This is a genomic window from Hymenobacter mellowenesis (assembly GCF_030581005.1).
Lineage (GTDB): Bacteria > Bacteroidota > Bacteroidia > Cytophagales > Hymenobacteraceae > Hymenobacter > Hymenobacter mellowenesis.
In genome coordinates this window covers 45305-67523 of sequence record NZ_JAUQSX010000015.1, presented here as the reverse complement: position 1 = coordinate 67523, position 22219 = coordinate 45305, and the positions used below count along the sequence as shown (strand labels likewise).

The window sequence follows — 22219 nt, the reverse complement described above, 5'->3', positions numbered from 1 at the left end:
CGTTTCGGGGGTGATTTGTCCCGAAATTCCCCTGGCAATGGCCCGTTTGAAAGGACAGGAAAAAGCCCCAGCTTTGCGGCACGTATGCCACAAATCGAACTCAAAACCTCCTACAGCTTCGGCCCGGTCGGCACCCTCATGCTGTACGCGCCGCTACCCGGGCGCACGCTTTATGAAGTGCGCAAGGCGCTGGAGAAGCAGGGAAACGTGACGGTGATATGGCAGGGCGAGCTGGATGCCGTGCGCGAGTACCAGGCCATTCATTGGGTGGACATTCAGCGCACGGTGGCCGGTGGCGGGGCCTTGGGGTGGCGCAACTACCAGGTGTCGCAGGCCAGCGGGTTCGAGGGCTACGACACGGCGGTGGAGTCGCTTTACTCGGCCGTGGTGGCCATGCTGGAAAAGGGGGCCGAAATCGGCGGGGCGAAGGTGCTGGTGGCCCGGAAGTTTGGGCGCTAAAAAAGCCAACGGCGGCGCACCAGCTTATTGAGAATGAGCAGAGCCAGGGCAACCACGACCAGCAGCCACCACCAAGGCAACCCATTTTTGATGGGCGCGGCGGCGGAGCTGCCCGGGCCCACGGCGGCGGCCGTGGCCTTCACTTTGGCGGTGGCCGTGGGCGTGGCCACGTTGTTGTTGCCGGCCTGCATGGTGATGTTCACCGGGCCGGTGAACTTGTACTTGCCGGGCGGCAGGGCCGGCAGCAACAGCGCCGTGCTGTCGGTGGGCACCGTCATGGGGGCGTGCCAGGCCTCGCGGGCGCAGCCGGCCATAATGAGGAGCAGGAGGAGAAAACAGGCTTTCATGGGTTCAGTATTTCGGATTGTCGACCACGTTGGCCACGGCGGCTATCATGCGCTTCAGGCGCCAATTCTCGTACATGCCCTCCCCTTCGCGCTGCAGGGCCCCGCCCCCGCCGGTGTTGCCGCCGATGCAGCGGGCGCTGGGGCCGGTGCCCCAGGCAATGAGCAGCTCCACGTGGCCGATGACAGCGGCGCCCCAGGTGAAGCCCACCACGTCGCCGGGCTGGGGCGGGGGGCGGCTGAGCACCTGCCGGCCGGCCCGCCAAACGGTGTGCACCTTATCGAACCAATCGCGGGCCCGGCCGAAGCGCGGGGCCTTGATGCCGGCCCGGCGGAACTCCACCACCACCGACCAGGAGCACCAGGGCTGGCCCATCTGGCCGCCGGCTTCCTTGATGAGGGCATCGACCTGTGGGCCCCGGTTGGCGCCGCCGTGCTCGCGGATGCGCTGGGCCAGCAGCTTTTGGGCTTCGGCTACGACCCGGGCACGGCCACCATCGCCAGGTAGAGCATGAAGGCGGCCAGGGACAGCAAGAAGCCCAAACAGAGCAAGCAAAAGGATAAACGGACGCATCGCATTAGAAAAATAAATTGGTGGACTTTGCGCCGCTCGGTGAGCTGGGCCAACCGGTTGGGGTAAATGTTGTCTTCCGTAAAAAGCGGCTTCACCAGCGCATCGGTGAGGTTTTCGAACAGCTTGCCCTCCCCTTCCAAACTCTCGGCCTGGTAGAGCTGGAAGCGCGGGAAAAACTTTTCGTAAGCGTAGAGGCCCATGTGCAGCACGCCGCTGAAGAGCAGCGCGGCCAGGCCCAAGGCGTTGAGCAGGTCGGCCCCGAAGCTGCCGGCGGTCGGGTCGTAAAAGCGAATCAGGAAGGGCAGGCCGAGGAAGATGGCGCCGGCCATGAGCAGGCCGGAAGCAGCCCGGCGCAAGTAGTTGGGAATGGGCATCGTTACAGAATTAAGATTTGCGGTTGGGGTCGAGGAGCCACTTCACCAGCAGGTCTTTCACGAAGCCGATGTCGTCGCCGATTTGGTTGAGGCGCTTTTCGGTGGCATCGTCGCGAATGCCGGCCAGCTCCTTCAGGTGCTCGATGTCTCGTTTGTTCTCCTCGCCGAGCTTCAGGGCCTGCTCAACCTTGTTTTTCTGGCCCTGCTCCGACACGATGGTGCGCGAGGAGAAGATGTTGTAGATGGCGGCGATGACGCCGATGGCCGTCACTGCTTTAAAGAAGTATTCCCAGTATGGCCCCATCCTAGAACCCGAAGAAAATCGGCGCCTTGGCGTCGGTGGTGATGTAAGCCAGTTCCGAAGCCGGCGCGTCGTAGGCACTGGAAGCGAAGTAGGTGGCGTATTTCTGGGCCGAGGCCTCGCTGTTGAGCAGCTTGCGCAGTTGGCGCAGGAACCGTTCGCCGTCACGCAGCGCATCGTGCCCCTTGGTTTCGAGGAGTTGCTGCAGGCCCGGGTCCGACTCCTTCGCGTTGGACGCATCCGGGCGGAACACGTTCAGCTCGAAGTTGGCCCCGTTCAGGGCGAAGCTCATTTCCCCGATGGCCGAGCCCATGGTGATATGGGCCAGGGCCGGGCGCAGGTAGTCGGCCACCACGGCCGCGTTTTCGGGGCTGAGCGTGCCGGAGGCGTGCTGCGCCTTCAGCTCGTCGTAGTAGGCCTGGCCGAGCACCGGCACCAGCGCAAACCGCTCCATCTTGCGGTTGATGCTGAGCAGATTCAGGAAGGTGAGCCGCGAGTTGCTGATGTTGTAGTGCTCCGAAAACTGCGCGGCCGTGTTCAGAAACAGGGCCCGGGCGCTGTCGGCCGCGGGCACGCCGTTCCACGTCGGGAAGTCGGTGCGGTGGGCTTCCAGATACGCCAAGGCCTTCTCCAGTTGGTTGAAGCCCTTCGTGGCGCAGCTGGCTTTCAGGGCGTCAATCTGCCACTGAAAGGCCGTTTTCTCGCGTTCGTTGCTGATAATCTGTACGCCGCTGCCGCTGATTTGCAGTTGGGCCAGGTCGGCAAAGCTGAGCATGGCCAGGTTGGCCAAGGCGCTGGTGAGCAGGTAGCGCAGGCGCTCCTGCACCACGTCGCCCTCCGCGGCCACGGTATCGAGCAGGCCGTCGTAAAAAGAGTCACCGAGCAGCGGGCGCAGGTGGTCATCCTCGGCCAGCAGGATATCGGCCTGCAGGCTGAGGAAATAGTCCTGGTCTTCCGTGGAGGCATTGAGCCGCACGTGCGCCCGGAATTGGTCGAGGGTGGTGATGAGGGAGCGCATTACGAGGTCTGTTGCTGGACTTGTTTGCCTTTGTCCATGGTCATGATGAGGGGCTGCTTGAAGCGGAATTCCAGGTTTTCGGGCCAGCCGTTGTAGTCGCGGATGAAGTGCAGCACCTCCAGCACCAGGTCCTGCTCGAAAGTGGAGGTGCTGATGAAGTTGTTGAAGGCCACCCGGGCGTCGGAGCCGGAGCCGGCCCCCATGTTTTTGCCGGGCTGGATGCCCATGAGCGTGGGCGCCACGCCGCCGGCGGTGAAGACGTGCGAGTGGGCTTCCTGCGAATCTTCGTTCAGCAGGCCCTCGCTCATCTTCTTGTCCATGGGCGTCACCTTGAAGGCGGCCACGTCCTCCCCTTTGCTGTTCTGGACGGTGGTGGTCATGAGCGACTTGCCGGCGCCGTTGGAGCCGGTCATCACGTCGCTGAAGGTGGTCAGCTCCTGCTTAATCAGCCGGCGGCGCTCCTCCTCGTCCTTGTCGTCCCAATCCTTGAATTTCCACTTCCAGTATTCGGGGTGCACCTCAATCATCCACTCGATGCTGAGGTACTGCTTCATCAGGTTGCGCTTGAACTCCAGCACGGCCTTGGCCATGTCGAGCCAGCCGGAGCGGCGCACGGTGTTCCAGCTGGCCAGCTGGTATTCCGATTTGTCCGGCGACGGAAACGAAATCGGATAGATGTATTTGAAGCCATCGGTGCGGGCGCGCAGGCCCTCCACGGCGTCGTAGTAGGGGTCGAGCACCGGCACGGTGGTGGTGTACTCGTCATCGTAGCGCCCACCATTCGCCCAGTTGGCGTTGATGTAGAGGCGCTTCATGATGTCGTTGGCCGTCTTCGCCTTGGCGTAGCGGCAGTAGCAGGCGTCCTGCGTCGACACCGACACGATTTGCTTGCGGTCGCGGCTTAGAATCAGCTCCGGGAAGGCTTGGCTGAACACCGAAATGTCCACCAGCGCCTCGATGCCGAACCGCTTCAGGTTGGAACGCCGGATGAACTCCTGCACTTCCGGCAGGCGCACCTGCTTGAACACCTCCTCGCCTTTCTCGTCGAACGTCACCAGCCCGTAGATGAGGCCACCGCCGTACCAAGCCTTAGCCTTCCACTGGAGCATGGTGGCCAGGGAAGTATTTTCCTCCATATCGGCCACCACCTGCTGCGGAAACAGATTGTCTTCGCCCCAAAAGGCCACGTCGGCATTGCCGCCAATAGGTTTCACCAGCGAGTTGGTGGTGGCGGCGCCGGGCGTGGGCCCGGTAGCCGTGCCGAGCTTCACCAGAGCATTGGTGCCCTCGATAAAGCCAAACGAGCCGGATGGATTGATGTATACTGACACGTTAGAGAATGACTTTTTGGCCGTTGAATTCCAGAATGAGGGGGTAGTGCACCTTGCTGTAGTTGCCATTCAGCGTGCTCACCAGGTTGCGGGTCATGTTGTCGTAGTGGTTGGGCTTGCGCACCTGGTGCGCGCTCACCTCCTCACCCCCCTCCTTTGGAGAGGGGGCTTTCGATGAGCCGCGGCCGCTGAGCAGCTGGCCCGCCAGCTCCACGACTTCGCCACCGGTGCCTTTCGACTCGTTGAGCTTCACGAAGCGCAGCGCAAACGGCTCCACCGCCGCGGCCATTTCGGCCAGCACCTGCTTTATCGTTATGACTTTTTTACCTCCCATTGCCCTGCGAAATTCCCGCCGGCCCCTACCGTTTGAAAGGACAGGAAAAAGCCCCTACACCCCTTCAGAAATCACCCGAAAAAACCCGTCTCACACCAATGTGCCCCCACGCGCTGGAATCGCAGATTATGGGCGATTTTTAGAATACTGCGTCTCATTGCGCCGATTTGTACCCCAGCTTGCCCTATCACTTTTTGGCAATTGCCATCGGCAAAAAAGGGGTATATGAATGGGCTGCACCCAAACAAAAAGGCCGTTTCCACTATGGAAACGGCCCTTTAACCTCAATTGCCAGTGTCCAATCAGTTGCTGACCATCACGAAGCCATTCCAGTCGGTCGACGGCTTGAGTATCGTGTCGTCGATGCTGGCCAGGTGCAGGTCGAACGTGTCTGTGTAGTGCGGCGCCTCCTCGCTGGGCACGCTGGCATCCTTCTCGGCATCCTTGTCCTTCTCGATGCCACGTGAGCCTTCCTTGATGGAGGTGAGCTGCATGGCAATGAGCAGGTCCTTGCAGTGGTGCTTGTTGAAGCGGATGCGCCAGCAGTTGGGGTCAATCTCGGCCAGCAGGTCGTGGGCCAGCAGGTAGCGCACCTGGTAGCTGGGAGCACGCCCCAGCTTCTTCACCTCCACCTTCCACTTGGCCTCCCGCAGCAGGCGCACGAACAACTGGTTGTAGGTCTCGGTGCTGTTGCCCACGCGGCTGTTGCCGTACTCGGCATCCTCGATGAACACCACGCGCTTGTTCAGGTGGTAGGCGTAGTAGGTGATGAACTTCTCGGCAATGTGCCGAATCAGCTCCGGGTGCTTGACGTGGTAGGCGTTGAGCATGCGGTACTCGCGCTGCTTGGCGTGCACCTGCGCCACGGTGATGAAGCTGGCCCGGCCGCCCCAGTCGGGCGCAATGCGCAGCGGCAGGGCGCTGTCGCAATCGGCATCCTGCCTACTATCGGGGTACTCCTGCAGGCGAAGCAGGCGCTTCAGGTTGAAGTCCTCCCCGTCGAGGTGGTTGTAGTTGAAGGCCTCGTAGGTATGCTTGGCCAGGTCGAGCGTGGGGTAGAAACCCGCCTCCACGGTCGAGGGCTTCTGGTTGAGCATTTCCACCCGAAACGTGAAATCCGTCAGCGAGCGGCGGGCCTGCTCCAGAAACCGGATGCCCACGTTGGTCAGGTTCTCGAACACGTTGGCCTCGCTGTAGAGCTGGCCGTTCTCGTCGCAGTAGTAGCGCAGCTCCTTGGTGAGTTGCTGGATTTCGAGCCACACCCTGCGGCGGGCCTCGCGGTCCTTGTTGTCGATGTACTTCAGCTGGAGCGTGATGAGCTGCCGGCTGAGCGACTCATAATCCTTGCCGCTGTTCTGGTAGTGCTTGGCGCCCTCCAGCAGCCACTTGCCCTGGTTGCCGTAGGGCATCGAGGTAAAATGAAACACGCCGTGGTGCAGGCGGTGGCCCGCCCACGCCTGGCGTTCGTTGCCGCGGTTGGCCGGCAGCACCTCGTCGTCAAACTTCTCCTTGTTGAGCAGCAGCGACTCGTCGGCCAGGATGCCGTCGAGGTTCAGGCCCCGCGCCGAGCCCCCGCCGCCATCGAGGGAAATCATGTGAAAAACGGTGCCGTTGTAGAACGTGATGGCGTGGTTCCACTTCTGCGGCGTCTCGTAGGGCATGCCAAAGTGCTTCAGCGGCTTCACCCCTATCACGTAGTGAATGCCCTGCACGTAGCCGATGCGGGCCAGGCTGGCAATGGTGGAGGGCAGCGTGCGCGTCAGAATCTGCTCGTAGGTCTGCCCGCACAGGCCCCAGGCGCTGCGCGGCAAATTCTCCACAATCAGGTGCATCAGCCAGGCAATGAGCGACGATTTGCCCGTGGCGCGGCCCCAAATCGAGATGGCCGACATCATCAGCGTCACAATGAAGCGCAGCTGCGGCCGGTTGAAGTGCAGAGGGCTGATTTTGGGCTTGCTCACGACTTTTTCTTCCCTTTCTGCGCGGCCCTGTCCAACAACTCTTCCATCTCCGCCACGCTGGTGGTCATGTTCTCCACCGCCTCGAGCACTTCGGTGTACTCGGTTTCGGGCAGCTCCTCGATGGCGTTGGCGTTGAAGCGCAGCTCCCCGCCGTCGGCCCGGCCCACTTGGATGATGTAGGTGTGGGCCTGGATGGCTTCGCCGTCGAACGTGTTGTCTTCCAGGTTCAAGCCCTCGAACGTGGTCATGTTCTTCAGAATGGCCGCGTAGGCACGCATGTCGTCAATCTTCAGGCACTTATCCAGTCCCTTTAGCGAGTACTCCCACAGCAGCCGGCGCTTGGCATCCTTGCTGGTTTTCACCACATCGCCAAACACCTGCAGGGCCTCGCGCACGATGCGGTAGGCAGTGGCCCGGCTCACGTCGAGCTTCTCCTGCAGCCACTGCGCAGCGGCCAACGGCGATTTGCGCTTCACCATGTAGTGCCAGGCGTCATCGATGCGCGCGCGCCGCTCCAGCTCCTCCTCGGTGAGCAGGGCTTCCACCTCCTCGCTGAGGTAGGAGTAGTAAATGCGGTCAAAGCTGGTGGTGAGTTCGGTGGGCACGATGGCCTGCACCCGGGCCATCACCGATTGGTCTTTACTGGCCATTGGTCGGGTTGAGTAGTTGTTCGACCTGTGCCAGTTCGGCCTCCACGCGCAGCAGGTCATCGGCGCGGTGGGGCTGTTTTTTGAGTTTGCTCGCCTGGCTGCGCAGGTTGTTGCGCTTCTTCACCAGGTCGGCCGGGGCCAGCTGGTCGAGGCCGGGCGCAGGGGCCGGCGCCGGCGGCAGTTCGCCGTGGGCCTCCACGTAGTGGTAAGTCTCCCAATTCGTGTTTAGCTGCCGGCTCAGCGTCATGACGCGCACGGCCATCAGCCGGCGCTCTTCCTCGTCCTTCGCGCCCTCCAGCTGGGCATGCACGCCGGCCCGCTCATCGTAGAGCCCGCGCTGCTCAGCCTTCAGCTCGTCGAGCAGCTCGGTCCCTTTTTCGGCCGAGCTTGTATCCTTTTGCAACGAAAACGTTGCGTTTGGGCTGCTTTCGGGCTCTGAGCTTGTATCCTTTTCGGCAGCCGAAGCATCTATGCTGATAACTGCTAACTGATAACTGATAACTGATAGCTGCCCACTTCCCGCCCGGGCCAGCTTCGTCAGTTCCCACGCCACCGCCTCGCGGTTGTAGCGGGTGGGCCCATCGGCAAAGAGCCGCTTGAGCCGGTCGTTGTCCCCCAGGGCGGCGTAGAGCTGCCGGCCCGCCTCGTAATCACGCTCCGAATCGAGCCATTCTTTTACCGTCATGCCCCGAAATTCCGGCCGGCAATTGCCAGTTGAAAGGACACGAAAAAGCCCCTCGGCAAGGCCAAGGGGCTTTCAGGATTTATCTCATCATGTGGCAGCTATTGCCCCATGAAGTGCAGCAAAGCTACGCCAGATACACCAGCACCTGCTCCACGGTGTCCACCATCACCTTGCCTTCGAATACGGGGGCCGGGCCGCTCCATACGCTCTGGAAAGTAATGGTGCGGCCCTTGCGGTCGCTGGTTTTCTCGCCGCTGGTGCCGGGGGCGCTGGCCATCTTGGCCGGGTAGCCCGGGTGACCGAGGATGCGCACCGTGCCGTCCTGCTCGAAATAGATGAGGTAGAACGACCCGTTTTTGGCCAAACGCACGAAACCATCGGCATTGGCTTTGTTGCCCGGAATCAGGAACTTCAGGCCGTTTTTGAAGCTCATGCCATCGAGCTCGCCTTGCGAGTCGCTCGTGGCCGCGCCGGCTTCCAGCGTGCAATACAGTTGGTGCGCTTTTTTGGTGGGTTTCAGCACCAGATTGCTGGTTACCGTTGCCAGGCTGGCCAGGTCGGTGCCGTCCTCAATCTTCGGAAAGGTGGGGTGCGTCAGCACATCCTTAAAGTCGACGAGGTAAATGTTCTGCTGGATGCCGGCGGTGTTGTCCTGGCCGGCAGTTCCTTCGATGTCTTCGAAATCGAGTGGCATAATGATGTTTACTCTAAGCTAAACCGCTTAGATGGCGAAGGATAGTTTGGAGAAAGTCAGCTCGACATCTTTTGCCAGCTCGGGAGTCTCAGCGGCCGTGGGGCCTTCGAAGCTCTTGTACTCGGTCACCTCGTTGCCGAGGATAGTGGTTTTGCCGGCCTCTGCGAGCACCAGCTTGGGGCCTTTCACGCCGGTGGTGACGTAAACCACGGCCTTGCCCTTTTCGGAGCCGTCCGGAGCCGTCACCACACCCGAAGCGCGGAACACACCCTTGTCCTTCGTTTCCGAAGTGATTTTTACGATAAGTGGCATACTGAATTGAAATGTGCCCGCCTCCCTGAGCAGGGAGGCGGGCGGGTTTCAGGTTAGGCCGTTACCACGGCAGCCTTGCCGTAGTATTCCAGGTTGGCGCCGGCCGGGGCCAGGCCTTCAATGTTGCCGTCGATGACGCCGGCGATAACCATCTGGTTCGTCCAGAAGGCCGGGCCTTCCCACCACTCCATGAACACCTTCACTTTGTAGTCGAGCGACTGCACATCGTTCAAGATGGGCTCGTCGTTCAGGTCGATGAGGCGCAGGAAGTTGGCGTCCGGCGTGGCAAAAATCACGCTGGTGCCGTTCAGCGAAGGCAGGCCGATGAGTTGGCGTTTGCCCACGATGGTCTTCAAGCCGCCTTCCGGCGTGTAGGTGGGGTGCACGCCGTATGTCTTGAAGAAGTTCAGCGCGTACTGGTCGGTGAACGTCTCCGACATGTAGATTTTGTTGATGTCCGACTTCACCTCGATGGGCAACTTCTGCTCGAACTCGTTCACCTGGTCGACGATGTTGGCCAGGGTCACCGGCTCCAGCGGAATCTGATACACCGGGTTCTCGCTGTTCGCGGCCAGGCCTTTGGTGATGATGGTGGCAATGCCGTCCATCGACTTACCGAACGTGCCTTTGTCGTTGGCATCGTACACGCCCTGGCCCAGCAGGTATTCGCGGTCACGCACCACGGCGGGCATGATTTCCTGCTCGATGAGGTACTTCGAGATAGGCATATCAGCGGGCTTTTTGTTCTCCTCGTAGAGGTGAGCCACCCAGCTGGCGTTGATGTCAGCCGGCACAAATTCGTAGTTCACCTTCTGCTGATAGTTCACCAGGGGGTTCACCTTGAACTTTGTCACACCGAGGGGGCTCCACACAGCGGTGAAGCCTTGCACCAGGCGGCCGGTGATGCTTTGCAAGGCCGGAAACTTGCCTTTCACCGACATCACGGTCTTCATGAATTTAGCCGTGAACGACTTTTGAGTCGCCATCTGGCGAATCTCCTTGTTGTTGGTCCGGCTGTAAGCGCCAAGCTCAGCGGCCAGTTGGGTTACGTTAATGCCCATTTGGGATTTTGCAGAAAAAGGGTGAGAAAAAGCGTGTGAGAGGATGTTGATTAGCTCAGCAGAGCCTCAGCATCCTTGTTGTGGTCGGCATTTTTGTCGAACCAGGCGTGTGCCTTGGGGGCATCCTGCTGGTCACCCTCAGCCTTGCCGGCCGTGGTGGGGGCAGCACCACCGAGGGCACCGAGGCGCGTCACCTCAGCCTGCGAGGCCGTCAGCGCCGTGTTGGCGGTGGCCAGGTCGGTGGTCAGCTTGGTTTTGTCGGCCGTCAGCGTGTTCACCGAAGCGGTGAGGGTGGCTACCTGGCCGGCTTTGGCCACGAGGTCGGTGTATTCCGACTGTGTGATGATGGCCGCGTCGGTGATGCCGGCAGCTGCCAGCTCCTCGTTTGCGGCTTTCGTGGTCTCGGCCGTCAGGCCGGTTTGGCCCGAAAGCGCCAATACGGCCGTCAAGGCCGTGGTTTTGTTTTTGTTGCCGAAAAGCGACATGGTTGGGGATTGGGGGTTGGTGGAAGAAAAAGATGAAGCAGTAGTAGAGCCCACCACCGAACCGGCCTCGCCGGCCAGGTCGAAAGCGAGCTGGATGGCATCTTGAAGCGAGCCCACCTGGTCGGCCAGGCCGGCGTCGACGGCGGCCTGGCCCACGAACAGCTTGCCGGTGAGGGTGTCGGGCGTGGCGTTGGGGCGGTATTGTTTGATGGCCGCCACGAACACGTCGTTGAGCGGGTCGAGCATCTGCGAGCGCAGCAGGGCCGGCTTGCCTTTCAAGGCCTCGTCGAACGCCCGCGTTTTTTCGGTTGATTCCGTGGCCGTTACGGTCACTTGCTTCAAGCCCATTTTTTCGAGGTAGCCCGACATGTCGAGGCCGTCCCACTTCGTGCCGATGCTGCCGGTGATGCCGGTTTTGCCCACCACGATTTTATCAGCGCCGCAGCCGCTCCACGCGCCGGCCGAGCACATCATGTCCACGAAGCTCACGAACGGCTTGGTGGTGCCGGCCACGATGTCGGCAAACGACTCCACGCCCATGACGCTGCCGCCGGGCGTGATGAAGTGGCCCACGTGGGCGATGATGTTGGGGTGGGCGTCGGCCTGCTGGATGCGAGCCCCCAGGGTGCGGGTGCCGGGCACGTAGCCGTAATCCCAATCGTAGTCGTCCTCCGGCATCATCACGCCGCGCACCACGGTCACGGCCACCGAGCCGGCGGGCACCTCGTCGAGCGAGCCGTAGCCGCGCAGCTGCACGCTCGTGGCGTCGGCCGAAATGGCAAAGCACGCCGCGGGCTGCAGCGCGCCGTCGGGCCGGGGCTGGCCCGGCGCGGTGCTCGTGGCCGTGAGCAGCTGGGCCAGTTGCGCGAGGAAGCCCGGCACGGCCGAGTCTTCCAACAGGAACTGGCCGCTGAGCGCGGCCGATAAGGGGCTATTGAATCGCATCGTAGGGAATTGGACGATGCAAAACTGCCGGCCCGCCGGCCCGAAGCGAAGGACAGAAAAAAGCCCCGCCGGATGGGGCGGGCGTTGGTCTTACCGGGTATTTCAGGCGTGCACCACGAGCACCTCGGCCGTGCTGGCAGCCACCAGCAGCGAGGCCAGGCCGGTCTGCTGCATGCTGCAGGTGAAGGAGGTGGCCGTTTTGGTGGCCGTGTCGCTGAGCTGCACGTTGAGCAGCGCGGCGCCGCTGGCCTTGGTGAAGAACACGAAGTAGTTGTTGTCGCTGAAGGCCTTGGGCAGCACCACGGGGAAGGTGGCCGGCGTGAGGGCCTGCAACGTCACGCCGGGCGTGTTGATGCTGAAGCGCTGCACCAGGGCCGCCGGCAGCTTGGTGACCACCTCGGCCGCGAGCGTGGCCAGGGCCGTGGCGTTGGTGGCGGCGTTGGCCAGGGCCGTGGTCGCGCTGGCCTGCGCCGCGGCGGCCGCTGCCTGGGCCGTGTCGGCTTTGCTTTGCGCGGTGGCCGCCGCCGCAATGCCCTGCTGGGCGTGGGCCTCAGCGGCGTCGACTTTGGCTTGGGCCGTGGCAATGGCCGCCTCGTCCTTCGTGAGGCGGGCCTCCAGCAGGGCCACGCGGGCGTCGTTCTGCTGCTCGTAGGCCAGCACGGCGGCGTCGGCCAGGTGGTCGGCGGCCTCCTGCGTTTCGAGCTGCTGCACCCGGGCCACCGTCAGCGCGTCGGCGGCGGCATTGGCGTCGAGCTGGGCCTGCGTGGTCACGCCGGCGGCGCGCACCAGCTCGATGCGGGCGCGCAGGGCCACGACTTCCGCGCCGGTGGCGCTGGCCCCTAACGTCAGCTGCTCAATCACCTGCTGCTGCAGGCGGGTGGCTTGCTGTTCGGTGAGCAGGGCGGCCTCCGCCGAATCCATACGCGACTCCACAAAGTCCAGCCGCAGGGCGTTGTTGCGGTTTTGCATGCGCGGCCCAATCGGCGTTTGCTGGCCGGTGATGGCAATGCGCTGCGCCTCCAGCCGCGCGTCGACGCTGGCCATTGGGCCCATTTCCGCGGGCAAGTCCACGGCTTGGGTCAGGGTGTTGAGCAGGAGTTGGTTTTTCAGGCGCATCAAGAGGGCAAATAATTGGCCGGCAGCCAGCGGCAGAGCAGGTAAATCAGCAGGGCGGCCGCAGCGAAAAGCAGCCAGCCGAAGCGGGTGGCGCGCACGGCTAAGGCACGTCGAAGCGGCCCATGGCAATGGCCTGCTGGGCATGGTAGCGCATGAGTTGGCCCATGACGATGGGCTGATTTTCCCGCATTACCTCCATCGCATTGCCCTGCCAGTAGGTGTCTTGGTTGACGCTCAGCGCCACGCAGCGCCGGTAGAAATCTTCCTGCAACTCCTCTTCTCGCATGGGCTTGCCGGTGGCCGGGTCAATGCTCCGGGTGGCCAGAATCGTCAGCCCGTCCGAGCTCACCAGGCAGTTGTTATCGGCTACCAGCGTCACGTCGGGCGCCTTGAACGATTCGAAGCGGTTGCCCAGCTCGTCGTTTTCGAGCAGGAAGTAGGCCTCGATTTCAAAGGTGCTGACCGTGACCGTATCCCCGTTGCGGGGCGTCAGGTGCGAGAAGACGCGCTGCACGGCCACGAAACCGAGGGTGGTGATGCCGTCCGTGCGGTTGGGCAGGCGCAGGGCGATGGGTGTGGGGGTGTGGGGTTGAATGGCCATAGCTCGTAAGGGGGAAAGGAATTAGCCGTTGGTGTAGAGCACGCCGGCGGCGCCGGTGACTGTGATGTCGCGGCCGTTGCCGCTCACGTCAGGAATCAGCACGCCCGTCATGCCCACGAAATCGTAGCGGGCAATCACGCTGCTGTCGGTGGGCAGCGTGCCGTTCCCGCTGGCCGCTGCCTTCTCGGCCGGGGTCCACACGCGGTCGTACACCCGCAAGTCGGCCAGGTTGGTCAGGGCCAGGAACTCGTCGCCGGCGTTGCGGGCCAGCAGCTTGGGCGAGATGAAGTTGGTCACCGCCTCGAAGTAGAACATGTGCCACAATTCGTCCGAAAACGGCGCGTGCGTATCGATGCTCACCCCGTCACTCTGAATCAAAAAGTTGGGGTGGTCCCCGCTGAGAAAGTACCCCGAGCCGGCCGGCCGGTTGTCGAACCCGTAGCCGCTACCGGTATTGGGGCGCTTGATGAACCCGGCCATTACTTTGGCGTTGGGCAGCGTGGGGAACTGCAACGCCGAGCCGGCGAAGTAGGCGTACGTGCTGTGCCCGGCGCCCACTGGGGGCGCAATGACGGTGCTGGGGAAGGGGCGGTTGTGGCCCTCGAAAGCCTTGCTCATTAGGAAACGTTGGTGGCGAACTGCGCCTCTTTGGTGGAATCGGTGGGCACGGTCTCGTAGCGCAGCTGCACGCCCTGCGCCCAACTCGCGGCCGGCACGGCTCCCAGGTCGGCGGTGGCGGCGGCTTCGGTGGCGCGGGGCGTGCCATACACCCAGGCGTTGGCGTTGGTCGTGTCGCGGTAGCTCACCTGATAATTCACGCTGGCCACGTTGTCCACGGCCTTCATGTTGAAGGCCGTGCGCGGCGTGAAGTAGGTATCGGGGCCGGTGTGGCGGTTGCCCGACGTCGTGGTGTGCAGGTCGGGGTCGTCGGTGGCCGGGGCCACCACCGTGCCCACGGTTTTAAAGTAGCTGAACGCCACCACCTCGCCCACGTCCACGCCGGCAGCGGCCAGCAGCGTGAGGGTGTTGCCGCTTACGGTGTAGTGTAGCCCGGGCACCAATGCTTCACCGTTCACGCTCACGTCGAAGTAAGCCACGGCATCGGCGCGCGCGATGGCGGGCTGGGCGCCGGCCACGGTGGCGGTGTAGTGCTCGGAAAGCATGGTGGTGCTGCCACCGCCCGGCGCCGCGGCGCCCAGGTTATTGCCCCGCATGGGAATCTGGTAGCCGCTCAGCACCTGCCGCAGCACCAGCCACTCGCCGGGCTCAAGAATCAGTGAACTGCTGCCTTCAATGGAGGCGGTGGTGGGCTGAATGAGCTTGAGCGTAGAAGCAGCCTGGCCCACGGCGCGATAAAAGTTGACCCGGCCGAAGGTTTCGGGGTAGGCGGCCGGGTCGTCCAGGCTCACTTCCGTGCCGTTCAACGAGTAAAACTGCCCGCCACCCATGCCGGGAAATAACGTTGCCCCGGGTGCCGTTTCATTGGCGAAGTAGGGGGCATTATAAAGGTTGGCCTTGGTGCTAAACGCCTGAGTCGCCGCAAAGCGGGTCAGGCCGCCGTCCGTCGAGAGCCCCAGCGTGGAGTAGAGCTTCGGCCAGGCCACCACCAGGTTGTAGTAGGCGCTGCTGATGGTGGTGCTGGTGCCGATGTCGTTTTTGGGCTGGTAGAAACCCCAGCCGCTGAAGCCATTGCCCAGATAGGTGCGGTTGGCAAAAACCGGCCCGACCGTCCACACCTCCACCTTGCCGGTTTGCAGGGCCGTGATGAGCCCACGCACGGCCGTGTCGTCGTAGTCGGCGGGCGTGATAGCTCCGGTGTGCACGTTCACCCGCACCGGCTCGCCATTGAGCACGCCCACCACCGGAAACCGCCTGGCCTCCGTGCCCACCAGCTCCACGCACTGGCCGCTCGGAAACTCCACCGCGTAGCGCACGCCCGCCTGCACCGCCACGTCGTCGTCGAGCAGGATGGCCGTGGCCTGGCTGATGCGCAGAAAGAACGGCGGGGCCACGGTGGCCACCTCCTCCGGCGCGATGCGGCGCCAGTTCACGTCGCCGGTGGCCGCCGTGGGCGCCGGCAACGGGCCGGGCTGCAGGGCGGCGAAGAAATATTCGGCGTTGGTGCCCGCAAAATCCCGAATGGGCTCGCCAACCTTGAAAGCATAGCCACCAGCGCCGGCAATGGTTTGCAGGTAGTCGTAGGTCGGCACGCCGGCAATCGGGTCGCTGAGCTTCACCCAAATAGCCGGCAGGCGCGAGCCGGTCACCAGCGTGCCGGTGCGGTAAGCCCATACGCCATTGTCGCCGGGGGTGCGCGCCGGGTTGCCGTCGTACATCAGCCGGAACGACGTGCCGTAGGGGCCGACTTCCGGGAACTCTACCCACGCCAGCATGCCGAGGCAGAAGGTTTCGTCGTCCTGGCCTTCCAGGCAGTCACCGGCCCCGCCCGCCGTGGCCAGCTGGGCCGCCGTTTCAAAGCGCACCCGCTTATCGATACCAGGCGCCCCGTTGGGGTTGAAGTCCTTCCAGGCCATGAACGTGGCCGCAATGTCTTCGTCCTTGTCCCGAAAGGTCTTCTCGGTGATGTTCTGGTACTGGTTATCGCCGAAGATGGGCAGCCACTTGGCCAGCCAGGCAGCGGCGTTGGTTCGGGTTCCGGCCATGGGTCGTTAGTTGATGGTGAAGGCCACCCGGAAGCCGCTGCGCACCACCACGGTGCGGCCGGCGGCCACGGTGGCCATGAGGTTGCCATGGGCGTCGCGGATTTCCACGCGCCCGCCGGTGCCGGCCCCCAGCTGCACGCCGGTTTCCAGGCCCACGCCGCTCACCGTCCAGGTGCCGAGGTAGGGCCGGGCGCGGCGCGGGCCCTCGCCGGCGAACTGGAAATCGTAGCCGTTGCGGGTGGTGGGGCTGCCGCTCTCGTACTTCTCGCTCCACGTCAGCGGGCTGTCGGGCGTGCCCACCAGCCACACGTAGCCGTTTTGGTCGCGGTAGAGCACCAGGAAGCGGCGGCCGTCGAGCGCCTCCAGCCCGGCGGCCACCGTGGGCGTGGCCTTGGCCAGCGCGCCCTTCAGCAGGGGCTTGAAAAAGTCGCCGTGGCGGTCGGTGGCGCCGGCCTGGCCGTAGCTCAGCGTGCCGCGCGTGGCAATGAGCTGGTACCAGCTGGCCCCGGGCACCAGCACCACGTCGGTGGCCAGGGCCGCGGCGGCCGTGCGCGGGTAGCTGAGCACGTCGGCCACGTCGCAATACCAGAGCGCCTCCACCCCGCCGGTGTTGTCGACGAGGAGCGGGTCCAGATTGCGCAATTGGCCGGCGGCGGCGGGGGCGGGAGTGAGCAAGGCGTTAGGCGGCTACCTGCAGCTGGAGCGCAGGACAATTCGGAATATTATTTACCCGATTTTGGGCGGTATGCTGCGCTTTGCGGAAGCGGTAGTAGGCTTTGATGAGCGCATCGAGCGTCATGTCCTCTTCCGTCAGGTCGTAGGTGTCCATGAAGCGCAGGGCCACAGCCTTCGTCTCAAACTGCACGCTATGGGCAGCCAGGGTCTTCACCGTGGTCAGAAACTCCTCCTCCATCATGTCCTCCACCTGCCGGTTGAAGTCGTGAATGCCCTGCGCGCTGAGGTAGCGGCAGCCGTTGAGCCAGTTGAGCTGGTGCGAAATGGTGAGGGGGAACCGGCCCGGGTGGGTCTCTTCCGAAATCACGTATTGCCTGTCCTCTTGGGGGTTGCGGAACAAATGGTAGAGCAACCGGCCCACCGGGTGCTTCTTGCTGAGTTGGTAGGCCTGGCCCTCGGCCAAGTGCAGTTTCCGCCGTAAGTATTTGGCCACAGCCGGACGCACCGGAATACTGTGATGAGTAAGCATATTTTCCGGGAGGCGGGGCATGATTCAAAGCTACCCAAGCCCCCAGGCGTAGCACAGGACAATTCGGAATAGATTTTCCCGCGTCTGGAGCGAAAATTAAGCCCCTTCCGGAGTCGAACCTAGTGCAGGAGTACCAGCGAAAAGCAGATATTGGATTTGCCGAAGATTGGTTCCCGGGCCGCTGATTGGCAGCGTGGAGCCAAAAACCGGCCATCGACCTATAAAAAAATGTCGCGCGCTGAAAAAAACACGGTTTCACGCCCAAAAGCTGGAATACCTCACCTACACCGACCTACAAACCTACACCGGAGCAAAAAAGCCGATTGGAGTTACTACGGCCACATTCTTCGCCGCCGAAGTGTAGGTCGGGCCCTGAAAAGTGTAGGTTGGTGTAGGTTGGCCAAAAGTACCCCGACCTACACCGACCTACACCGACCTACACTTTTAACGCCCTCTATTAACCTTATAAAATCTAAAAACCTTATTTCTGACCTACAAACGCACATCGCCAGCCGCCAAAACGGCGTGTAGGTCTGTAGGTCGGTGTAGGTCGGCTTTTTAAGGGTTGAAGGGAAAAACCGATGTTTTGCAGCAGCCCCTCTACACGCGCCTATACATGCGCCCATGTGTGCGCACAGGTGCCTTTTGGTATTCTGGCTAGGCCCGGGCACTTAAAATAAAAAAGGAGGGCCGGGGCCCTCCTTTCTATTCGTTGTCGATAAGTGGCACTGGAGCAGTCACCGTTCGGCGCCGGCCAGGCTGCTGCTGGTACTCATCCATATCTGGAGCATGGAGGTCACGCGGCAGCCCGGGTACATGGCCTGCCACTCGGCCAGTGGGCACACGCCCGGAATGCTGGGCACGTACTGGTGCGCATTCACGCAGTACACCAGGCCTTGGTTATAGACCAAGGCCCACCACTTCCCCTTCCATCCCCAGGCATCGGGCACCTGCACCCGCATGATGCAGGGCCAGGGCGTGCCGGCGTCCCACTTGCGGAACTTGTCGGTGGTGCTGAAGCCGAGCAGGCGGGCCGCGCGCGGGAACCAGCTGCCGCGCCACCCTCCGGGCTTTTGCATCTCAGCCGGCAGCTTCCGGCGAATTTCCTTTTTAGTCAGGCCGGTGATGGTGGCCAACATCGATTCATGCCAGTCGTCGCCTTTGCACCGCACCAGCTCGATTTCGTAGGGCTGCTCGCTGCTCATGGCTTTTTCCAGTTTTTGAAGATGTCTTTGAAGTCATCCATAATGGCCTGGAATGAGCCGCCGGCTTTAGGTACGCCATTCCCTGCCGGCTTCAGCGTGCACTCATCTACTACGATGGCCACCTTTCCCATCAAGAAGGCCCGGGCTTTCGTCCGGGCCTCCTCTTCATTCTTGGCGGGAATTTCCAAACGCAGCAGCCCGGTCTGAACGGGCTGCTGCGGTGGAATGGGTTTCAGCCGGCTGATTAGCTCAATGTGAGCAGTCACGACGAATGTTTTCATTTGCCCGCCCCTCCTTCCGGCACGGCATCAGCCCAGCCGCGGTGCTTGGCGTGCACCTGCAGCGTGGCAATCAGGTCATCGAGTGGCACAAACCAGTTCTCACCGTCCATCTTGTATTTGGGCAGTTCAGCCAGCGCCCCGACCAATGTGAGTTCGGCCTTCACCTGCAGGTCGGCCTCCAACGTCATGTCGTTGATGATGTCAGCACCGTACTGCCGACGCTGCTCCAACGCCACCAGCTCGGCCTGCAGGCTTCGCACTTGGTGAAAGAGGTCGAACTCTGAGCTGCGCGTTTTATGCCAATGGTCCAAGTACTCACGCAGCTTGGGGTCAGCGAAATGGTAAGGCAATAATTCACCAGGGCCGCAATTGCCGGCTTCCTTCCGCGCTTCCGCTTCAGTATAAAGCCCGGCACCGCTGAGGCGCATGATGTAGCCGCCATAGTTGGGGCCGTAAAAGGGAGCCCCAATGTTGGGGCCCCCACTTTGCTCGTGCCTTTTGGCCAAGATTACCCACTCTTTAGGGGTCGTTTCGGTATCCATCTTAATGGTTTGAGAAGAGTTAGACGTTTTCCACGTCGTTCAAAATCATGGGCAGGTCAATGCCCAACTTGGCAAAATCAAAGCAGTAGGCCGACGTAGGCGACGTGCGCGTGGCAATCCCGTTGTTCATGTGGGCCGGCACATCGAAGCGCAGGTTTTTCACCTCCACGAAGGCCGGGTCGTGCTTCAGGTAATAGTCCAGCGTCTGCTTGTCGAGGCCTGGCACGTTGTACTGGCTGCGGTGGGCGCTCATGTAGGGCGGGTGAATGTTGCCCAGCCGGATGCAGAGCTGGCCCTTGCGGAAGGTGTAGTCCACGCCTTCCTGCGCGAGCGGCATGGGCTTGTGGGTGGCCAGGCCCACGAACACGTCCCAAAAGCGGCGGGAGTCGGTGGTCTGGTTGATTTGGGCGTGCTGCCGCTTGATGAGGGCAATGGCCATGTCGTAAAGCTGCTCGGCCGTCACCGGGAATTTCAGCAGCTCGTTCTCCTGCAGGTAGAGCACCGGCGTGAGCAGCTGCGCCATGTTCTGCAGCATGCGGTCCTCGATGCCCTCCCCTTTCAGCGCGTCCTTCAGGTGGGCGTGCACCAGCTTGAAGGCGGCCGCGTAGTCTTGCGTCAGGGCCGGGCGCTGCGTGAGCACCTCCAGCGTGATGTCGGTGAGGCCCTGCTTTTCCAGCGTCTTCAGGGCCGAGTAGCTTTCGTAGTCGCGGCCCTTGCTGCGAAACTCCAGCAAAATGCAGCGCGTGAACAGGGCGTTGTCGACCGTGGGCATGTCCTGGCCGGCGATGATGACGGCCGACTTGGGGTTCGTCACCCGGGTCTGGTTGTCGTTCGACTTCACGCCGGTGGTGCGGCCGTCGCCCCCCCACAGGCCTTTGAGCAGGCCGATGGTTTTTTTGTCGATGCTGTTCTTGTACTCGTCGAGCATCACCACGGCGTTCACGAAGTTGGCCAGCGTGCGCACCATGCCGATGACGGTGCTGGGGTTCTCCAGGCTCAGCGACTTCTGGGGCTGGCCGAACGGGTACTTGAACGAAATCATGAACTCCGACTTGCCCGATTGCCGCTCCCCGAAGCAAAACAGCAGCGGAAAGGCGTTGTGCTCCTGGAAGATGTGGTCCCGAAACAGCGCGGCGACATAAAAGCAGAGCCCCATCATGCCGTTGTCGCCGTACACTTTGTAGAGCAGGTCGGCCCACGTGGCGAAGTCCAACTTGCTGGGCTTGTGCACGAACTTCTTTTCGTTGGCAAAGGCCTCGTGGTCATCGAAATTGATGCCCGACTGAAAGGGCAGGTAGTAGTTGAAGCCGCCGTGCTCCACGATGCCGTACTGGTCGGTGGCCGTCCAGGCCGCGTTGTAGATGCCGTTGGCGAAGGCGTAGAACTGGCCCCGCTCGTGCCAGCCCAGCGAGCTGATTTCGGTGGTCACCTTCTCCTCCCGGAACAGCTTCTTTTTGAGGCGCGTCAGGTCGGTTTCGTTGCCCTCGAACACGAAGTTGCCGGCACTCTCCACCACCTTTTTGAAGGCGCCAATGCTCACAAACGAGTCGGTGGGCAGGTCGAGGGTGGTTTTGTAGCCGTACTGGTTGGTCAGCTCCACGATGCGCTTGGGGTTGTCTTTCGACTTCACCAGGTAGAGCACCTTAATCACGAAGCCGCACACCATGCGCGGCACGTTGTCTTTGATGGAGTAGTAGCAGTTATCCAGCTCGTAAAAGCCGTGCAGGAAGTAGTCCTCGGCATTCACGCCGGCGGGCAAACCGCTGCGGATTTCCTCCTCCTTGCTCTTTTTCTCCTTCAGGTCGCGCAGCTTGATGTTGTAGTGGTTAGCAATCTGAAAGAACTTGGCCGGCGACGTGCACGCGGCTGTCTTCACGGCCTCGTCGAACAACTGGTCAACACCCGCTTTTTGGTAGTTGGCATTGGGCCGGGCCAAGCGGTGCAGCAGCTCGCGGCCGTGCTCGCCGAAAGTGGCCAGCGCGTCGGCCGTGTTAATCCAGTTGTCAGCGTTTTTTGTCAGGTCGATTTCGCGGCGCTCGAATTCCTCGATGAATTTGGTGGCCTTGTGCCACCGGTCCTTCAGCTGGATGCTCCACTCCTCGATGTCGGCCGGCAGCTCCACCGCCTTCGGGGCCGGCGGCGTCGGCGCCACGATATCGGGGCGCAGGCCCTCGCGCAGGGCGTCGCCCAAGTCGTAGCCGTCGGTGCGGTCGGGAAACAAGTCAATCACCACGTGCTCCAGCCCGTAGGCCTTCAGCTTGCGCAGCGACGAGTTGCGGCGGCCGCCCTCGCTCAGCTTGGGCTTGCCGTTCACCAGCACCGGCTGGCCGTCCTTCTCCACCGGCACGTTGCCGTCGGCATCGGCCACCCACCAAATGGGCCGGTTGTGCAGCGGGCCAATCTTCTCGTCGCTGATGCCGTTGGCCGAGCCGCAGGCCAGCCAGTCCAAGTGCGAATAGAAGAATGACGCCAGCACGGCGGTTTTCTCCGATTCCACCACGCAGATAGGCCGGGCCGGGTCGTCGTGGCGCAGCAGGTGCTCTCCGTAGAGGCAGAAGCCGAACCGCTGCCGGGCCGAGGCCGGCGGCTGCCGCATGCTGAAGGGCTCGTGGGCCTTGTCGCGCTTGCCGTCCGGGCCGTACACGAACCACTTGGCATTCACCACGCGGCCCTGGCCATCGCAGTGCACGAAGGCCGTGCGGTCGCCGTCGCTGGCCACGCACCACCGCTCCAGGTGTTCGGCGCTCAGGTTGCCTTCCGGCGTTTCGCTGAACTTGAATTCGGCCCACTGGTGCAGGCCGCTGGTGTGCACCTTGGTTTTCTCCAGCAGCGCCACCACCACGGCTTCGGCCGGCCGGATGGTTTCGATGGGCGCCGCTTCCTTGGCCTCCTTGGCCGGAAACAGTTCGCCGCTGGGGCGGTAATCGAAGCCGCATTTGGCCGCCCGGTCGCAAATGCCATACTTCTCGTCGAGCCGCTCCCCTTCTGCGTTCTGGAAATAGCGGAACACGCCTTTCTCGTGGCAGCTGGGGCACTGGCCTTTTTTCTTGGGATGCTTTTCTAGGGAATAACTGGACAT

The 22219-nt window shown here is 62.4% G+C and carries 25 protein-coding genes; 1 reads left to right on the top strand and 24 read right to left on the bottom strand.

From position 1 onward, the window contains the following. Positions 1-84 precede the first annotated feature (84 nt). Entirely contained in the window at positions 85-459 is a 375-nt protein-coding gene (locus tag Q5H92_RS22935; protein WP_305013905.1) for a hypothetical protein, read from the top strand. Here Q5H92_RS22935 and Q5H92_RS22930 read toward each other — a convergent pair. The 24 genes from Q5H92_RS22930 to Q5H92_RS22815 form a co-directional block, all read right to left on the bottom strand. Continuing rightward, entirely contained in the window at positions 456-806 is a 351-nt protein-coding gene (locus Q5H92_RS22930) for a hypothetical protein (protein WP_305013904.1), read from the bottom strand. The genes Q5H92_RS22935 and Q5H92_RS22930 overlap by 4 nt on opposite strands. A gap of 4 nt (positions 807-810) precedes the next feature. Next, the gene (locus tag Q5H92_RS22925) at positions 811-1359 is read right to left on the bottom strand and encodes a CHAP domain-containing protein (RefSeq protein WP_305013903.1); all 549 of its coding nucleotides are present in this window, start codon (positions 1357-1359) and stop codon (positions 811-813) included. Beyond that, a complete protein-coding gene (locus Q5H92_RS22920; RefSeq protein ID WP_305013902.1) occupies positions 1278-1751 on the bottom strand; it encodes a hypothetical protein in 474 nt (157 codons plus the stop codon). The genes Q5H92_RS22925 and Q5H92_RS22920 overlap by 82 nt, the downstream gene beginning before the upstream one ends. Before the next feature lie 10 nt (positions 1752-1761). After that, on the bottom strand, positions 1762-2055 hold the full coding sequence (locus Q5H92_RS22915; RefSeq protein WP_305013901.1) for a hypothetical protein: 294 nt from the start codon (positions 2053-2055) through the stop codon (positions 1762-1764). Between the two features lies 1 nt (position 2056). Beyond that, positions 2057-3070 (bottom strand): DUF6712 family protein, encoded by a 1014-nt coding sequence (locus tag Q5H92_RS22910; RefSeq protein WP_305013900.1) that lies wholly within the window; start codon positions 3068-3070, stop codon positions 2057-2059. Next, positions 3070-4401, bottom strand: a complete 1332-nt coding sequence (locus Q5H92_RS22905; RefSeq protein ID WP_305013899.1) for a hypothetical protein — start codon at positions 4399-4401, stop codon at positions 3070-3072. The genes Q5H92_RS22910 and Q5H92_RS22905 overlap by 1 nt, the downstream gene beginning before the upstream one ends. A gap of 1 nt (position 4402) precedes the next feature. Beyond that, positions 4403-4735: a hypothetical protein gene (locus tag Q5H92_RS22900; protein ID WP_305013898.1), complete on the bottom strand. Its 333-nt coding sequence runs from the start codon at positions 4733-4735 to the stop codon at positions 4403-4405. Positions 4736-5037: 302 nt separating this feature from the next. After that, positions 5038-6696 carry a hypothetical protein gene (locus Q5H92_RS22895; RefSeq protein WP_305013897.1) on the bottom strand — a complete coding sequence of 553 codons (1659 nt, stop codon included), beginning with the start codon at positions 6694-6696 and terminating at the stop codon, positions 5038-5040. Continuing rightward, positions 6693-7346 carry a hypothetical protein gene (locus Q5H92_RS22890; RefSeq protein ID WP_305013896.1) on the bottom strand — a complete coding sequence of 218 codons (654 nt, stop codon included), beginning with the start codon at positions 7344-7346 and terminating at the stop codon, positions 6693-6695. The genes Q5H92_RS22895 and Q5H92_RS22890 overlap by 4 nt, the downstream gene beginning before the upstream one ends. Then, the gene (locus tag Q5H92_RS22885) at positions 7336-8031 is read right to left on the bottom strand and encodes a hypothetical protein (protein ID WP_305013895.1); all 696 of its coding nucleotides are present in this window, start codon (positions 8029-8031) and stop codon (positions 7336-7338) included. Before Q5H92_RS22885 ends, Q5H92_RS22890 begins: the two co-directional genes overlap by 11 nt. A 124-nt stretch (positions 8032-8155) precedes the next feature. Then, a complete protein-coding gene (locus Q5H92_RS22880; RefSeq protein WP_305013894.1) occupies positions 8156-8725 on the bottom strand; it encodes a hypothetical protein in 570 nt (189 codons plus the stop codon). A gap of 27 nt (positions 8726-8752) precedes the next feature. Beyond that, positions 8753-9037, bottom strand: coding sequence for a hypothetical protein (locus Q5H92_RS22875; protein WP_305013893.1), 285 nt, complete (start codon positions 9035-9037; stop codon positions 8753-8755). Positions 9038-9090: 53 nt separating this feature from the next. Next, positions 9091-10098, bottom strand: a complete 1008-nt coding sequence (locus Q5H92_RS22870; protein ID WP_305013892.1) for a hypothetical protein — start codon at positions 10096-10098, stop codon at positions 9091-9093. A gap of 50 nt (positions 10099-10148) precedes the next feature. After that, positions 10149-11528 carry a S49 family peptidase gene (locus Q5H92_RS22865; RefSeq protein WP_305013891.1) on the bottom strand — a complete coding sequence of 460 codons (1380 nt, stop codon included), beginning with the start codon at positions 11526-11528 and terminating at the stop codon, positions 10149-10151. Positions 11529-11630: 102 nt separating this feature from the next. Continuing rightward, the gene (locus tag Q5H92_RS22860; RefSeq protein WP_305013890.1) at positions 11631-12644 is read right to left on the bottom strand and encodes a hypothetical protein; all 1014 of its coding nucleotides are present in this window, start codon (positions 12642-12644) and stop codon (positions 11631-11633) included. Positions 12645-12744: 100 nt separating this feature from the next. Then, positions 12745-13245, bottom strand: a complete 501-nt coding sequence (locus tag Q5H92_RS22855) for a hypothetical protein (protein WP_305013889.1) — start codon at positions 13243-13245, stop codon at positions 12745-12747. 21 nt (positions 13246-13266) lie between these two features. Then, the gene (locus Q5H92_RS22850; protein WP_305013888.1) at positions 13267-13863 is read right to left on the bottom strand and encodes a hypothetical protein; all 597 of its coding nucleotides are present in this window, start codon (positions 13861-13863) and stop codon (positions 13267-13269) included. Beyond that, entirely contained in the window at positions 13863-15908 is a 2046-nt protein-coding gene (locus tag Q5H92_RS22845; RefSeq protein ID WP_305013887.1) for a hypothetical protein, read from the bottom strand. Before Q5H92_RS22845 ends, Q5H92_RS22850 begins: the two co-directional genes overlap by 1 nt. A gap of 6 nt (positions 15909-15914) precedes the next feature. Beyond that, entirely contained in the window at positions 15915-16583 is a 669-nt protein-coding gene (locus Q5H92_RS22840) for a hypothetical protein (RefSeq protein ID WP_305013886.1), read from the bottom strand. A 4-nt stretch (positions 16584-16587) separates the two neighbouring features. Then, the gene (locus Q5H92_RS22835; RefSeq protein ID WP_305013885.1) at positions 16588-17076 is read right to left on the bottom strand and encodes a hypothetical protein; all 489 of its coding nucleotides are present in this window, start codon (positions 17074-17076) and stop codon (positions 16588-16590) included. Between the two features lie 773 nt (positions 17077-17849). Next, entirely contained in the window at positions 17850-18317 is a 468-nt protein-coding gene (locus Q5H92_RS22830) for a hypothetical protein (protein WP_305013884.1), read from the bottom strand. Further along, the gene (locus Q5H92_RS22825) at positions 18314-18598 is read right to left on the bottom strand and encodes a hypothetical protein (protein WP_305013883.1); all 285 of its coding nucleotides are present in this window, start codon (positions 18596-18598) and stop codon (positions 18314-18316) included. The genes Q5H92_RS22830 and Q5H92_RS22825 overlap by 4 nt, the downstream gene beginning before the upstream one ends. Next, the gene (locus Q5H92_RS22820) at positions 18595-19140 is read right to left on the bottom strand and encodes a hypothetical protein (RefSeq protein WP_305013882.1); all 546 of its coding nucleotides are present in this window, start codon (positions 19138-19140) and stop codon (positions 18595-18597) included. Before Q5H92_RS22820 ends, Q5H92_RS22825 begins: the two co-directional genes overlap by 4 nt. Positions 19141-19159: 19 nt before the next feature. After that, positions 19160-22219, bottom strand: a complete 3060-nt coding sequence (locus Q5H92_RS22815; RefSeq protein WP_305013881.1) for a DUF6371 domain-containing protein — start codon at positions 22217-22219, stop codon at positions 19160-19162.

Bases quoted from the DNA above. Each gene is read 5' to 3' on its own strand.
- Q5H92_RS22870 (WP_305013892.1), bottom strand. From the start codon at position 10,098: ATGGGCATTAACGTAACCCAACTGGCCGCTGAGCTTGGCGCTTACAGC.
- Q5H92_RS22935 (WP_305013905.1), top strand. From the start codon at position 85: ATGCCACAAATCGAACTCAAAACCTCCTACAGCTTCGGCCCGGTCGGC.
- Q5H92_RS22855 (WP_305013889.1), bottom strand. From the start codon at position 13,245: ATGGCCATTCAACCCCACACCCCCACACCCATCGCCCTGCGCCTGCCC.
- Q5H92_RS22880 (WP_305013894.1), bottom strand. From the start codon at position 8,725: ATGCCACTCGATTTCGAAGACATCGAAGGAACTGCCGGCCAGGACAAC.
- Q5H92_RS22820 (WP_305013882.1), bottom strand. From the start codon at position 19,140: ATGGATACCGAAACGACCCCTAAAGAGTGGGTAATCTTGGCCAAAAGG.
- Q5H92_RS22815 (WP_305013881.1), bottom strand. From the start codon at position 22,219: ATGTCCAGTTATTCCCTAGAAAAGCATCCCAAGAAAAAAGGCCAGTGC.
- Q5H92_RS22825 (WP_305013883.1), bottom strand. From the start codon at position 18,598: ATGAAAACATTCGTCGTGACTGCTCACATTGAGCTAATCAGCCGGCTG.
- Q5H92_RS22920 (WP_305013902.1), bottom strand. From the start codon at position 1,751: ATGCCCATTCCCAACTACTTGCGCCGGGCTGCTTCCGGCCTGCTCATG.
- Q5H92_RS22885 (WP_305013895.1), bottom strand. From the start codon at position 8,031: ATGACGGTAAAAGAATGGCTCGATTCGGAGCGTGATTACGAGGCGGGC.
- Q5H92_RS22845 (WP_305013887.1), bottom strand. From the start codon at position 15,908: ATGGCCGGAACCCGAACCAACGCCGCTGCCTGGCTGGCCAAGTGGCTG.
- Q5H92_RS22865 (WP_305013891.1), bottom strand. From the start codon at position 11,528: ATGCGATTCAATAGCCCCTTATCGGCCGCGCTCAGCGGCCAGTTCCTG.
- Q5H92_RS22915 (WP_305013901.1), bottom strand. From the start codon at position 2,055: ATGGGGCCATACTGGGAATACTTCTTTAAAGCAGTGACGGCCATCGGC.
- Q5H92_RS22860 (WP_305013890.1), bottom strand. From the start codon at position 12,644: ATGCGCCTGAAAAACCAACTCCTGCTCAACACCCTGACCCAAGCCGTG.
- Q5H92_RS22850 (WP_305013888.1), bottom strand. From the start codon at position 13,863: ATGAGCAAGGCTTTCGAGGGCCACAACCGCCCCTTCCCCAGCACCGTC.
- Q5H92_RS22900 (WP_305013898.1), bottom strand. From the start codon at position 4,735: ATGGGAGGTAAAAAAGTCATAACGATAAAGCAGGTGCTGGCCGAAATG.
- Q5H92_RS22890 (WP_305013896.1), bottom strand. From the start codon at position 7,346: ATGGCCAGTAAAGACCAATCGGTGATGGCCCGGGTGCAGGCCATCGTG.
- Q5H92_RS22930 (WP_305013904.1), bottom strand. From the start codon at position 806: ATGAAAGCCTGTTTTCTCCTCCTGCTCCTCATTATGGCCGGCTGCGCC.
- Q5H92_RS22830 (WP_305013884.1), bottom strand. From the start codon at position 18,317: ATGAGCAGCGAGCAGCCCTACGAAATCGAGCTGGTGCGGTGCAAAGGC.
- Q5H92_RS22875 (WP_305013893.1), bottom strand. From the start codon at position 9,037: ATGCCACTTATCGTAAAAATCACTTCGGAAACGAAGGACAAGGGTGTG.
- Q5H92_RS22910 (WP_305013900.1), bottom strand. From the start codon at position 3,070: ATGCGCTCCCTCATCACCACCCTCGACCAATTCCGGGCGCACGTGCGG.